This window comes from Streptomyces longhuiensis (genome assembly GCF_020616555.1).
GTDB lineage: Bacteria > Actinomycetota > Actinomycetes > Streptomycetales > Streptomycetaceae > Streptomyces > Streptomyces longhuiensis.
Map to the genome: position 1 here is coordinate 95984 of NZ_CP085173.1, position 12722 is coordinate 108705.

Below are 12722 nucleotides of genomic sequence, written 5' to 3' on the forward strand. Positions count from 1 at the left end.
CGCGCCTCAGGCGACGAGGAGCGGGCGCAGGCTGCGGTGGGCGATCTCCAGACCCTGCCGGACGCGGTCGGGGGTGCCGCCCCAGACCGGGTCCTCGTGCTCGACGGAGAGGGTGCCGGTGAAGCCGTGCTCGTACAGGGCGTCGACAACCGCGTTCCAGTCGACCTGGCCCCGGCCCGGAACGCGGTACCGCCACCAGCCGGTGTCCCAGGGGTCCTTACGGCCGGTCGCCTTCCCGAAGAAGCCGTAGCGGTCGATGCGGTCGGCCTGGATCTCGATGTCCTTGGCCTGGGCGTGCACGATGCGGTCGGCGTAGGGGGCGATGGTGGTAACCGGGTCGATGCCGATCCAGGTGAGGTGCGAGGGGTCCCAATTGAGGTAGAACCCGAGGCCGAACATCCACTCCCACAGCTCGGGCGAGTAGGCAAGGTTGCCGGGGTAGCCGTCCGGGTGCCAGCCCTCCATCACACAGTTCTCGATGACGATGCGGACGTCGCGCTCCCCCGCGTACTCGACGAGTTCGGGCAGGATCCGCTCGGCCTCGGCGAGGTTCTCGGCGACGGGGCGGGTCCAGTCCCGGCCGACGAAGGTGCCGACGTACGGAACGCCGAGGGCCGCGGCGGTGTCGATCGCGTGCTTGAGGTGGACGCGGATCTCGGCACGGCGTGCGTGGTCCGGGTGGAGGTTGTTCTCGTAGTAGGCGAGGGCGGATATCGACAGGCCGTGGCGGTCGAGGAGCGCGAGGGTGTCGTCCTTCTCGCGGGCGCCGAAGTCGGCGACGGGCAGGTGGGCGGCCTCGAAGTCGCGGCCGCCGGTGCGCGGCCAGACGGCCACTTCGAGGGCCTCGTAGCCGGTCTTCGCCGCCCAGTCGGCGATCTCGTCGAGAGAGGAATCGGGCAGGCAGGCGGTGAGCATGCCGAGTTTCATGACGGAGGCTCCTTGCGGTGATGCACGGGGGTTTTCAGATGGCGTCAGGCGGCGGCGAGGGCACGGCGGCTGACGTCGGTCCAGACGCCGGCGGCGGCTGAGGTCAGCACCGCTTCCACGAGATGGGCCGAGTGCAGTCCGTCGGTGGCGGTGGGCAGCCCGTCCGGCAGGCCGTCTCCCGCGACAGCCTGATGGACGTCCCGCGTGAAGGCCGTGAAACAGTCGGCGTAGCCCTGGGCGTGACCAGCCGGGAGGTGGGCGAGGCGACGCTGTTCGGCGCTGCCCCGGCCGGGGTCGCGGACCAGAATGCGGGCGCCGTCCAGACCGCCCAGCCAGGCGCGCTCCGGCTCCTCCTGGTCGAAGACGGCGCTGGCGTGGCTGCCGTCGAGTTCGAACCAGAGCCGGTTCTTGCGGCCTGCCGACACCTGGGAGACGGTCAGATTCGCAAGGGTGCCTTCGCCGGTCCGCAGCAACAGGACTGCGGCGTCCTCAGTACTGACGGCGACGCACTCGCCCGCCCCGGTTCCCTGCCGCTCCGGCCCGCCGAAACTAGCCGAACTCCCCACCGGGCGCTGCGCGACGGTGGTCGCGAGGCAGGCGGTCACCTCGGTGAACTCGACGCCTGCCGTCCACTCGACCAGGTCACACCAGTGGGAGCCGATGTCGGCGAACGCGCGTGACGGACCGCCCGCGGCCGGGTCGGCGCGCCAGGTGGCGGTGTCGGCTGGGAGCATCCAGTCCTGCAGGTAACTGCCGTGCAGCAGCTGCCAGTTGCCGAACTCACCCGCCAGTCGGCGGGCCCTGATCTCCCGCACCATCGGGTGGTAGCGGTAGACGAAGGGAACGGCCACGAGCCGGTCCGCGACGCGGGCCGCCTCGACGATGCGTTCGGCGTCGGCCGCGGAGGTCGCAAGAGGCTTCTCGCACACCAGGTGCTTCCCGGCGCCCAGCACGTCCAGGGCCTGCCGGGCGTGGAGCGTGTTCGGGGTGCACAGGTGGACGACGTCGACCGCGTCGTCGGCGAGCAGGGCGTCCAGGTCCGGGTAGGCGTGGGGTGCGTCCAGTGCGGCGGCGGCCTGGGTGCTGCGGGCAGGGGAGGAGCCGAGGACGCCGTGCAGCACACCGCCGGCGGCGCGGACGGCTCTGGCGTGGACGGCTCCGATCATCCCTGTGCCGACGATGGCTGATCGAGGATGCGGTGTCGTCATGCTGAGCCTCCGTGGAGCATTTGCTGCGTTGCTTGTCGCGTCTTCGTAGGTGGTTGTGTCGCCGTCGGTAATTGCGTCCTGCTGAGCGCTTTTCGGCCACCCCGTTCTACGGAGAGCTTTGTTCAGGCTCTGGACGACCACAAGATGCCTTCTTTAGTTTGTGTTCATGCATAAAGAGCGCGAGCACCGTCCGGCTGTCCCGGCCGCTGGCCGTACCCCCGTCGAAATTCCGGGCACACCGACCCAGCCGGTTCCGGTGGCGCTGCACACCGTCCTGACGCTGATCGCGAAGAGCGAGGTGGCGAGCCGGGCCGACATCGCCCGGCGGACAGGGCTCGCCCGTTCCACGGTCGGCCAGCAGATCGACGAACTCCTGCGGCGCGGCATCATCACCGAGACGGTGGTGGGTCAGTCGGTGCGAGGGCGGCCGCCGCGCACCCTCACCATCAGTCCGGAGGCCGGGACGCTCGCCGTGGTGTTCGTCAGCCCGGAGTCAACCGGCGTCGCGGTCACGGACCTCAACGGCGACCTGATCGCCCGCGACACGCTCGACCTACGGGTGGAGACAGGACCGGACACGCTCCTTGCGACCGTCGCGGAACACGTCCGTACGCTGCTGACCGAACACGGCCGCACCGGCAGTCCGGTGCGCCAGGTGGTGGTAGGCCTGCCCGCCCCGGTGGACTTCGTCCGGGGCTGCCCGGTACGCCCTCCGATCATGCCGGGCTGGGACGGGTTTCCGGTCGCCGCCCGGATGACGGAACTCCTCGGCGCGCCCACCCTCGTCGACAACGACGTCAATCTGATGGCCCTCGGCGAGGCCGAGCGGGGCACCGGTGGCGATGCCCCGCTGCTCTGCCTGAGCGTCGGCACCGGCATCGGCGCGGGCCTGGTCACCGCGGAAGGAACCGTGCACCGGGGTGCGGACGGCGCGGCGGGCGACGTCGGGCACACCCACATGCCGGGGCATGACGAGGTGCTGTGTGCCTGCGGCAAGACGGGCTGTCTGGAGGCCGTCGCCTCCTGCCGGGCGATCCTCACCGCACTGGACATCCCGGAACACACTCCGGACGATCCCGCCCACGGCCTGCGGCTGCTCTGCGAACGTCTGGCCAATGGCGATGCCCAGGCCCTACACGAGGTGGCCCGGGCGGGTGTGGAGATCGGCGAGGTGGTGGCCATGCTGGTCCTCGCCTTCAACCCGCGCACTCTCGTACTCAGCGGCCCGATCGCCGACGCCTGTGACGAGCTGCTCGCGTCGATCCGCGCCGTGGTCTACCGGCGCGCCCTCTCCCTGGCCACCCGCAAACTGGTCATCACGACCAGTCAGTTGGGCGAGCGGGCCGGCCTGATCGGCGCGGTCGTCCTCGCGGTCCAGCAGGCCTTCAGCCAGGATGGAGTGGGGCGGCTGCTCGGCCCGGCGCGCTGACGCGTCGGCCAGCACCCGTGCGGCCATACGTCTGCGGTCACTTCCACCCACGGTGCCGCGGCTCGCGCAGCCAGATACCCACCATCAGGCTCACCACATCCGTTCGGCTTCCACTCGGTCCAGCTACCCGACCACCAGCGCAGCGATGAGCCACTCCGCGACTCGCAGCTTCTGGCCGGATCCGAGGAGCCGCCATGGCTGACGAACTTGGAGGTGGCGGCCGTGGCTGAGCCTATGAGAGTTGCTTCCGCATCAACGTGCACATCGTTTCGTAGCGGCGCAACGATCCATCAGGGGCTTGTTCGTCCCATGAGTCCGGCTGGCGGTCGTACGCGACATAGCCCAGTCGCTGGTAGAGCGCACGCGCCCGGGGGTTGCTTTCCTCCACAGCCAGCTCCGCCTGCCGCAGACCGCGATTCCTGATTCGCAGTTCTGAGGCTTCGACAAGGAACGTGCCGATCCCACACGACTGCAATGCGGGGTGGACTGCCAGCTGCCACAAAGTGCCGACGCCCTCCTTGACCTGGGGAGGTTTCCCCCTGGTCGTGGACACCCTGGACACTGGATCTATGAAGTTCCAGAGATCAGGAGTTCCAGTTGGGGACCTACAAGTACTCGGCTGAGTTCCGGGCCGACGCCGTCGCGCTGTACCGCTCCAGCCCGGGGCGGCCCGTCGCGGCCGTGGCCAAGCACCTGGGCGTGAACCATGAGACGCTCCGCCTGTGGATCAAGGCAGCCGAGACGGCCGAAGCGCCGTCCGCGCGGGCGGAGGCGGACAAGGACGCCGAGATCGCCGCCCTGCGCCGGCAGGTGCGCGAGCTGGAGCTTGAGCGCGAGATCCTGCGCCGGGCGGCCAAGTATTTCGCGGGCGAGACCAACTGGTGAGCCGCTTCCAGTTCGTCGATGATCACCGCGACACCTTCGGAGTGAAGCGGCTGTGCCGGGTCGTGGAAGTCTCCCGTTCCGGCTACTACCGATGGCGGTCCGTCGCTGGCGCCCGCGCCGAGCGGGCCCGGTCGGATGCCGAGCTGACCGGGAAGATCCGCGAGATCCACACCGAATGGGACGGCACCTATGACTCCCCGCGGGTCACCACCGAGCTCCGGGCCGAGGGCTGGCAGGTCAACCACAAGCGCGTCGAGCGCGTGATGCGCGAGGCCGGCATTGTCGGCGTGCGCCTACGCAGGAAGGTCACCACCACGGTGCCCGCCCCGGACGCGACCAAGGTCCCCGACCTCCTGCAGCGCGACTTCACCGCGAGCGAACCGAACACCAAGTACGTGGGCGACATCACCTACCTGCCCATCGGTGGCGGCCAGTTCCTTTATCTGGCGACGGTATTGGACCTCTGCTCGAAGCGGCTGGCGGGCTGGGCGATCGCCGATCACATGCGCACCGAGCTGGTCACCGACGCCCTCGAAGCCGCCGCCCGCACCCGCGGCGGTGACCTGGTCGGGGCGGTCTTCCACAGCGACAACGGAGCCCAGTACGCCTCGAAGGACTTCGCCAAGGCATGCCGCAAACTCCGCGTGATCCGTTCTCGTGGGGCGGTCGGGACGAGCGCGGACAACGCCGCGGCGGAGAGCTTCAACGCGGCCCTGAAACGAGAGACCCTTCAGGGCCGGAAGCGCTGGCCGGGAGTACGCGAGGCCCGCCTCGCGGTATTCCGGTGGATCACTCGCTACAACACCAGGAGAAGGCATTCAGCGATCGGCCAGGTCAGCCCGATCGCCTTCGAACAGCGAATGGTTACGCTGACCACTGCCGCATAGCAAACGGTGTCTACGGCTCAGGGGGAAGCCCCTGGTAGTCGACGCCGCCCTTCGCCACAGGGATGTCCGTTGCAGAGCAGACCGCTAGGTAGTCGACCTCACCGGTCCGTGCACGTTCCAACTGCTTGGCGACGCCGGCCAAGTGGTGGTCAGACCCTGCCCACCCGCACGACGCCAGGTCCGCATGCACCAAATCACGGGCTGACAGCTTCAGCACAACGTCGATCATCTTCAGTACCTCCGGTCAGTCAGCATCCACGCCGACGCCTCACAAGAAGCACAAGCGGCATGGCATGAATGTGCAGGTCATCGCCTCCGCGAACGGCACACCACTGTGGTTCTCCCAGGCCCTGCCCGGCCGTACCCACGATCTGACCGCGGCCCGCGCCCATGGCATCGTCCAGGCACGCCTGTCGCGGAAGCTGACGATGTTGTTCGGTTGAGAGGGCGGTTGCGAACCCGGGCTGACTCAAACGCCCATCGCTCAGCCGCGAGCCAGCGCCAACAGGAACCGGGTCTCGGCGTCGTTCCGACCCGCGCAGAGCCTGGAGGCCGCATTCATGACAGCAACAGCGCGGCACCAGGCCAGTACGCGACCGGAAGACTGGCCGGGAACCAGCGCCGCCAATTCCTCGCCCCTCCGCTCCAGCTCGGCGAGCTCCTCCACTCCCGCCATCACCCAGTCCACAGCGTCGAAATCAGGGTCACCGAGCGCAGGCCGGGGATCGATCGCGACCATCTTCTGCCCAGGCCCGGACAGCACGTTGGCCGGATGAAGATCACCGTGCACGAGTCCCACCGTGCCGCCGCTGGCGAGATCCAGGGCGGCTGCGCGAGCCCGGTTGAGCACCGCCGGGTCAAACACCTCGCTCAGACCGGCACCCGCCAGCCGGCGGTCGGTCAGCTCGAAGAGGAAGTCCACTCGGTGCGCAAGCGGCTGCAGCACAGAACCCTGTCCGCGAGCAGGGGAAGGAATGCGCAGTTCCCGCAGCAGGGCTGCGACCTCAGGAAGACTCCAGCTGAGCTGCCTCACCGGGACTCCCGGCTTCACGCCCTCCAGCAGCAGGGCCCCGACAGTAAGATCCTCCGCCAGCAGTTGGACAACCGACGGCGTGTCGGCCCAGGCGTGCAGTGCCTCTGATTCCGCGGAGGCGATCTCGAGGTCGGGGGTGAGTTTCAGCCACACAGTTGCCCCGTCAGCCTGCTGCTTGCAGTGAAACACCCGTGAGGTGCCACCTCCGCCCCCCGCGAGGACAGTCAGGCTCCAGCGAGCCGCCAGCTGATCCACCAGAGCTGGCAGTTGATCACACCAGCCCAAAACTTCCGGTCCGAAGCGCACGACAAGCCGGCTACGAACCTCCCGCGGTACAAAAGCTATCCCGTCCACCACATCCCCGTTCGTCGCCGCAGGTCACAGAACGTATCAGGACGCCCAGCAACGCTTCGACGGCAATAACAGAGCGTCGAGATGAGCGATGAGAACCCCGACCGCGGATGACACCGCTTGGAGTGACGATCAAGACATGGCGCCGGGCCTCGGTGGACCGGAGGGACTCCCAAACTCGTGAACAGTCCCCGACAGATGGACGGTCAACTGCTGCTGAAACTCATCGACAAACGCTGTCGCTGAAGGTGGACGGAGCCACCCGCCCGGCTGGAAGAGGCGCGAACGCTCCGGGCAGGGCTCTCGCTGATCCTCACGCGACCGCCCCTGCCACCGCATGCGCGACCCCGCCATTCGAGTGACCACGCAGGTATGGCGATGGCGCGCCAACACCCCGGCCGACGCCAACGGTCTCGCATCCGATCCCGTGGGACCGGAGCCACTGAGCAAGGCACCCCGCAACATGAGCAGAGCCCGGCACGCAAGCCGTTACGCGAGGGCTTTCCCAACTGCGTAGATAACGGTGGGTGATTGATCGAGATGCCGGGGGTGACGGGTCCTGTTTCGCTGGTGTGGCCCGCTCTTCCCCCGTCACCCAAGGAGTGATCATGAGCGCTGCAGGCGAGTCCGGACGTGAGATGCGTGCTCGGGCTGCGGACCTGGAACAGGCCGCGGAACGCGCCACTGACCCGCAGGAGCGTCAGCGTCTGAAGGACAAGGCCCGCGAGCTCAAGGAGCAGAGCGAGCACGCAGGCGGTACGGGCAAGCGGGACATCGACCCGATGTAGTCCTGGCAGTTCCGAACACAGACACCGGCCGGTGGCCGGCCTCCGTGGCCTTCCGGGCACGCGAGAGGCCCCCGGCCGGTCACTGCTGTCTCCGCTCAAGAACAACGCCTCCGCCGCCAGAGACACCGACAAAGGCAGTACCGCCCAGCCGTCCCGGCTCCGGTTCAGGAGCAACCGGATGATCCGGGGCCGCCCGTGCCGTGGCTCCTTTACCTGTCGATCACGGCGGCGTACGAAGAACAGGTGGCCCGGCCCGGTTCGGCGAAAGCCGGGCCGGGCCCTCCGCCGTTGGAGACGCAACCTCCGCCCAAACGAAACCGCCCACGCATCGCCATCGGCGGCCCGGAAGCGGTGCCCGGTAGGCGTCCGCGTCCGGTATCAGACCGGCGCGGATGTTCGGGTCGAGGGCGACGAAGACGCCCCGCGCGGACTCGCGCCGCATCAGGTGCTCATACGCGCTCGCAGCCGGTTCGAGGACGAGCGAGCACGTGCCGACGGACAACGCCCTTGCCCCCCTTGACAGCCCCGTCCCGTTGCGCGCAGGATCACTCGCGTGAACCTGTCAGACAGCCAGACAGGTGGGTCGGTGCCGCGGCGCGTCAGCGCGATGGAAGCGGTACTCACCCACCTCCGCGGCGCCATCGAGCGCGGCGAGTACGCCATCGGCGACAAGCTCCCCTCCGAGGCGGAGCTCTGCCGCCGCCTCGAAGTCAGCCGACCGGTACTGCGCGAGGCGCTGCGGGCCCTGCAGGTGATGGGGCTGACCGTGTCCCGCACCGGCAAGGGCACCTTCGTGGTCGCCAACGCGGTCGAGGACCCCACCTTCGGGGACTACGCGGCCAGCGACCTCCTCGAAGTGCGCCGCCACGTCGAGATCCCGGTCGCCGGGTACGCGGCGGTGCGGCGCACCCCGGAGAACCTCGACCACCTCACCCACCTCCTGGAGCGGATGGAGCGGGAGACCGATACCACCGCCTGGGTCGCCATGGACACTTTGTTCCACATCGTCGTCGCCGAGGCCTCGCAGAACCCGGTGTTCCGCCGGGTCATCGAGGAGATCCGCGATGCGCTGGGCCGCCAGTCCGCCTTCCTCAACGAACTCGGCGGCCGCCGCGAGCAGTCCAACCGCGAGCACCGGGCGATCGTCGAGGCCCTCATGGACGGCAGCGAACACGACGCGGTGGAGGCCATGGCCCACCATCTCGACCGCGTCCAGACCACCCTCACCTCCATCGTGCGCCCCGAGCGCGCGGCCCCACCCGCGGAAGGCGGACCCCAGGCGTGAGCGAGCGATCCCTTCAGCAAGACGCCCTGCGTAGCGAGAAGCCGGCCTCCGGACACGTCGACGCCGGAGACGCGGGCTACAGCAAGTCCCTGAAGTCCCGGCACGTCAACATGATCGCCATCGGCGGTGCCATCGGCACCGGCCTCTTCCTCGGCGCCGGCGGCCGCCTCGCCGACGCCGGGCCCTCCCTCTTCGTCGCCTACGCGGTCTGCGGCCTCTTCGCCTTCCTCGTCGTCCGCGCGCTCGGCGAACTCGTCCTGTACCGCCCGTCGTCGGGCGCCTTCGTCTCGTACGCCCGTGAGTTCCTCGGCGAGAAGGGCGCGTACATCGCGGGCTGGATGTACTTCCTGAACTGGGCCACCACCGGCATCGCCGACATCACCGCCGTGGCCGTCTACACCCACTACTGGGGCATGTTTTCCGACATCCCGCAGTGGGTGATCGCGCTCATCGCGCTCGCCGTCGTCCTCACCGTGAACCTCATATCCGTGAAGATGTTCGGCGAACTGGAGTTCTGGTTCGCGATTATCAAGGTGAGCGCGCTCGTCGTCTTCATGCTCATCGGCGTCTTCCTGCTGGTCACCCAGCACCCCGTTGACGGCCACAGCCCCGGCCCGTCCCTGATCACCGACAACGGCGGCATCTTCCCCAACGGCCTGCTGCCGATGCTGCTGATCGTCCAGGGCGTCGTCTTCGCCTACGCCTCCGTCGAGCTGGTGGGCGTCGCGGCGGGCGAGACCGAGAACCCCGAGAAGATCATGCCCAAGGCGATCAACTCGATCATGTGGCGCGTCGGCCTCTTCTACGTCGGTTCCGTGGTCCTCCTGTCGATGCTGCTGCCCTGGAGCTCATACAGCGCCGCCCAGAGCCCCTTCGTCACCGTGCTGTCGAACATTGGCATCCCCGCCGCGGGCGGCATCATGAACCTGGTCGTGCTCACCGCGGCCATGTCGTCCCTCAATTCCGGCCTGTACTCCACCGGCCGCATCCTGCGCTCCATGGCGATGTCCGGCTCGGCACCCAGGTTCACCGGCGTGATGAGCCGCAGTCAGGTCCCCTACGGCGGCATCCTGCTCACCAGCGGCATCTGCGTCATCGGCGTCGGCCTCAACTTCGTCGTCCCCGCCGACGCCTTCGAGATCGTGCTGAACTTCGCAGCGATCGGCATCCTCTCCACCTGGGGCATGATCATGCTCTGTCACCTGATGTTCTGGCAGAAGACCCAGAACGGCGAGCTGACCAGGCCCAGTTATCGCCTGCCCGGCTCGCCGTGGACCGAGATCGTGACGATCGTCTTCCTGGTCTCCGTGCTGGTGCTGATGTACGCCGACGGAGGCGCGGGACGTACGACCGTGCTGTGTCTGCCGCTGATCGCGGCGGCGCTCGTCGCGGGTTGGTACGGGGTGCGCCGCCGGGTGGCAGGGATGCGCGACGGAGCGGACGCGTGAACCAGGCAGTGATGTACGGAAGTTCGGTGGCCGAGGCCCCGGTGATCCGGGAACCGCTCCACGCGCCGGTCGCCCACCTTGTCCGCGGCGGTGTCATCGAGGGCATCCACTACGGCTCGGTGGTCGTGCTGGGCGCCGACGGCAGCGTGGACCTTCAGATCGGCGACATCGAGGCCGCCTTCTACCCGCGCTCGGCCCTCAAGCCCGTCCAGGCCGTGGCGATGCTGCGGACCGGGCTGCCGCTGGACGGCGAACTGCTCGCGCTGACCGCCGCCAGCCACTCCGGCGAGGAGCGGCACCTGGCCGGGACCCGCCGGATCCTGGAGCAGGCCGGTCTGTCGGAGGTCCAGCTGCGCAATGTCACGGACCTGCCCTTCGACCCGGTCGTCCGGGAGGACTGGGTGCGCGGGGGGCGGCTGCCCTCCCGCCTCGCACAGAACTGCTCGGGCAAGCACGCGGCCATGCTCTACACGGCGCAGCTCAACGACTGGTCCCTCGACGACTACCTCGACCCGGCCCACTCCCTCCAGCAGGCCATCGCGGAGATCGTCGAGGGCCTCACCGGACAGCAGATCGCCCAGGTGACCGTCGACGGCTGCGGCGCGCCCCTGTTCTCTGTCTCGCTGCACGGCCTCGCCCGCGCCGCCGCCCGCATCGTCACCGCCGCGCCCGGCACCCCCGAGGCCATGGTGGCCGACGCGATGCGCGAGCACCCCGAGATGGCCTCCGGATCGGGGCGGGACGTCTCCGCGCTGATGCGGGCCGTGCCGGGGCTGCTCACCAAGGACGGCTTCGAAGGCGTGCAGGTCGCCGCGCTCCCGGACGGCCGGGCCGTCGCCGTGAAGATCGCCGACGGCGCGGACCGGGCACGCGTCCCGGTGGCCGCGGCCGCCCTCGCGCGCTGCGGAGTCAACCCGGCCGCACTCGCCGAGTTCGCGACCGCCCCGCTCCTCGGCGGCGGCGAGGTGGTCGGCAGCATCCGGCCCGCCCGTGCGCTCGCCCCGCTCACCCACCCCACGTACACCTGATCCACACACCTCCGAAAGAGGCCCGCACAGCCATGACCGCCGCATCCCACCGCAGCGAGCACGACCTGCTCGGCGACCGCGACGTCCCCGCCGAGGCGTACTGGGGCATTCACTCCCTGCGCGCCATGGAGAACTTCCCCATCACGGGAACGCCGATCTCCGCCTACCCGCACCTGATCGACGCCCTCGCCGCTGTCAAGGAGGCCGCCGCCCGCGCCAACGAGGAACTCGGCCTGCTCGCCCCGGACAAGGCGGCCGCCATCGTCGAGGCCTGCCGCGAGATCCGCGAGGGCAAGCTGCACGACCAGTTCGTCGTCGATGTCATCCAGGGCGGCGCCGGCACCTCGACGAACATGAACGCCAACGAGGTCGTCGCCAACCGGGCGCTGGAGCTGCTGGGCCACGAGAAGGGCCAGTACGAGTTCCTGCACCCCAATGAGGACGTCAACCTGAGCCAGTCGACCAACGACGTTTACCCGACCGCAGTCAAGATAGCGACCGTCTTCGCGGTGCGCGGGTTGCTCAAGGCGATGGCTGTACTGCAGGACGCCTTCGCCGGCAGGGCCGTCAAGTTCCGCCATGTGCTCAAGATGGGCCGTACACAGTTGCAGGACGCGGTACCCATGACGCTCGGTCAAGAATTCTCCGCGTTTGCCGTCATGATTGACGAGGATCGTAGCCGTCTTGACGAGGCAGTCGAGTTGATCCATGAAATCAACCTGGGCGCCACTGCCATCGGCACCGGCCTCAACGCCCCCGCCGGATACGCCGAGGCGGCGCGCCGCCACCTCGCCGACATCACCGGGCTGCCCTTGGTGACCGCCGTGAACCTCGTCGAGGCGACCCAGGACTGCGGCGCCTTCGTCCAGATGTCGGGTGTGCTCAAGCGGATCGCCGTCAAGCTCTCCAAGAGCTGCAACGACCTGCGCCTGCTCTCCTCCGGGCCGCGCGCAGGCCTCAACGAGATCAACCTGCCGCCGGTGCAGGCCGGTTCGAGCATCATGCCCGGTAAGGTCAATCCGGTGATCCCCGAGGTCGTCAACCAGGTCGCCTTCGAGGTGATCGGCAACGACGTCACCATCACCATGGCGGCCGAGGCGGGACAGCTCCAGCTCAACGCCTTCGAGCCGATCATCCTGCACTCCCTGTCCGAGAGCATCACGCATCTGCGCACCGCCTGCCTGACCCTGGCCGAGCGCTGCGTCGTAGGGATCACCGCCAACACCGAGGGGCTGCGCGCGGCCGTCGAGAACTCCATCGGCCTGGTGACCGCCCTCAATCCGCACATCGGGTACACGGCTGCCACCGACATCGCCAAGGAGGCCCTCGCCACCGGACGCGGCGTCGCCGAACTCGTGCTGGAGAAGGGGCTGTTGCCGGCCGAGCGGCTCGCCGAGCTGCTGCGTCCGGAAGTCCTCGCGGGCAGCGGCTCTGCGCACGCCTGAACCACGAA

General features: G+C 68.8%; 10 protein-coding genes and 4 pseudogenes. 8 read left to right on the forward strand and 6 right to left on the reverse strand.

The window, feature by feature from the left end:
- Positions 1-6 precede the first annotated feature (6 nt).
- The gene (locus LGI35_RS00430; protein ID WP_227291604.1) at positions 7-927 is read right to left on the reverse strand and encodes a sugar phosphate isomerase/epimerase family protein; all 921 of its coding nucleotides are present in this window, start codon (positions 925-927) and stop codon (positions 7-9) included.
- A gap of 44 nt (positions 928-971) precedes the next feature.
- Positions 972-2135, reverse strand: coding sequence for a Gfo/Idh/MocA family protein (locus LGI35_RS00435; RefSeq protein WP_227291605.1), 1164 nt, complete (start codon positions 2133-2135; stop codon positions 972-974).
- A 166-nt stretch (positions 2136-2301) separates the two neighbouring features.
- Between LGI35_RS00435 and LGI35_RS00440 the strand changes: the two genes are divergently transcribed.
- A complete protein-coding gene (locus LGI35_RS00440; RefSeq protein ID WP_227291606.1) occupies positions 2302-3564 on the forward strand; it encodes an ROK family transcriptional regulator in 1263 nt (420 codons plus the stop codon).
- A 232-nt stretch (positions 3565-3796) separates the two neighbouring features.
- Here LGI35_RS00440 and LGI35_RS00445 read toward each other — a convergent pair.
- A pseudogene (locus LGI35_RS00445) lies at positions 3797-4090 on the reverse strand (GNAT family N-acetyltransferase); the annotation flags it as partial.
- A gap of 71 nt (positions 4091-4161) precedes the next feature.
- Here LGI35_RS00445 and LGI35_RS00450 point away from each other — a divergent pair.
- Positions 4162-5336 (forward strand): IS3 family transposase gene (locus tag LGI35_RS00450; protein WP_227291607.1). Its coding sequence is split into 2 segments (ribosomal slippage): positions 4162-4429 and positions 4429-5336, totalling 1176 coding nucleotides; the frame shifts between segments, so codons are not numbered across the junction.
- Between the two features lie 31 nt (positions 5337-5367).
- On the opposite strand, the pseudogene LGI35_RS46305 reads toward LGI35_RS00450, so the two are convergent.
- A pseudogene (locus LGI35_RS46305) lies at positions 5368-5565 on the reverse strand (GNAT family N-acetyltransferase); the annotation flags it as partial.
- A gap of 46 nt (positions 5566-5611) precedes the next feature.
- On the opposite strand from LGI35_RS46305, the pseudogene LGI35_RS00455 reads away from it, so the two are divergent.
- Positions 5612-5743, forward strand: a pseudogene (locus LGI35_RS00455) (transposase family protein); the annotation flags it as partial.
- A gap of 77 nt (positions 5744-5820) precedes the next feature.
- On the opposite strand, the gene LGI35_RS00460 reads toward LGI35_RS00455, so the two are convergent.
- The gene (locus LGI35_RS00460) at positions 5821-6675 is read right to left on the reverse strand and encodes an aminoglycoside phosphotransferase family protein (protein ID WP_227291608.1); all 855 of its coding nucleotides are present in this window, start codon (positions 6673-6675) and stop codon (positions 5821-5823) included.
- Between the two features lie 653 nt (positions 6676-7328).
- Between LGI35_RS00460 and LGI35_RS00465 the strand changes: the two genes are divergently transcribed.
- Positions 7329-7508 (forward strand): DUF6381 family protein, encoded by a 180-nt coding sequence (locus LGI35_RS00465; RefSeq protein WP_227291609.1) that lies wholly within the window; start codon positions 7329-7331, stop codon positions 7506-7508.
- A 352-nt stretch (positions 7509-7860) separates the two neighbouring features.
- On the opposite strand, the pseudogene LGI35_RS00470 reads toward LGI35_RS00465, so the two are convergent.
- Positions 7861-8031 (reverse strand): annotated as a pseudogene (locus LGI35_RS00470) (carbohydrate kinase); the annotation flags it as partial.
- Positions 8032-8115: 84 nt separating this feature from the next.
- On the opposite strand from LGI35_RS00470, the gene LGI35_RS00475 reads away from it, so the two are divergent.
- The 4 genes from LGI35_RS00475 to aspA are packed head-to-tail and all read left to right on the forward strand — an operon-like array spanning position 8116 to position 12714.
- Positions 8116-8793 carry a FadR/GntR family transcriptional regulator gene (locus LGI35_RS00475; RefSeq protein ID WP_227300156.1) on the forward strand — a complete coding sequence of 226 codons (678 nt, stop codon included), beginning with the start codon at positions 8116-8118 and terminating at the stop codon, positions 8791-8793.
- A complete protein-coding gene (locus LGI35_RS00480) occupies positions 8790-10241 on the forward strand; it encodes an amino acid permease (protein WP_227291610.1) in 1452 nt (483 codons plus the stop codon). The genes LGI35_RS00475 and LGI35_RS00480 overlap by 4 nt, the downstream gene beginning before the upstream one ends.
- 11 nt (positions 10242-10252) lie before the next feature.
- Positions 10253-11269, forward strand: coding sequence for an asparaginase (locus LGI35_RS00485; RefSeq protein WP_227300157.1), 1017 nt, complete (start codon positions 10253-10255; stop codon positions 11267-11269).
- Between the two features lie 32 nt (positions 11270-11301).
- Complete coding sequence (gene aspA, locus LGI35_RS00490) at positions 11302-12714, forward strand: aspartate ammonia-lyase (protein ID WP_227291611.1); 1413 nt, start codon at positions 11302-11304, stop codon at positions 12712-12714.
- The last annotated feature ends 8 nt before the right edge of the window (positions 12715-12722 follow it).

Coding starts and splice junctions, on each gene's coding strand:
- LGI35_RS00475 (WP_227300156.1), top strand. CDS start 8,116: ATGGAAGCGGTACTCACCCACCTCCGCGGCGCCATCGAGCGCGGCGAG.
- LGI35_RS00430 (WP_227291604.1), bottom strand. CDS start 927: ATGAAACTCGGCATGCTCACCGCCTGCCTGCCCGATTCCTCTCTCGAC.
- LGI35_RS00465 (WP_227291609.1), top strand. CDS start 7,329: ATGAGCGCTGCAGGCGAGTCCGGACGTGAGATGCGTGCTCGGGCTGCG.
- LGI35_RS00485 (WP_227300157.1), top strand. CDS start 10,253: ATGTACGGAAGTTCGGTGGCCGAGGCCCCGGTGATCCGGGAACCGCTC.
- LGI35_RS00435 (WP_227291605.1), bottom strand. CDS start 2,135: ATGACGACACCGCATCCTCGATCAGCCATCGTCGGCACAGGGATGATC.
- aspA (WP_227291611.1), top strand. CDS start 11,302: ATGACCGCCGCATCCCACCGCAGCGAGCACGACCTGCTCGGCGACCGC.
- LGI35_RS00440 (WP_227291606.1), top strand. CDS start 2,302: ATGCATAAAGAGCGCGAGCACCGTCCGGCTGTCCCGGCCGCTGGCCGT.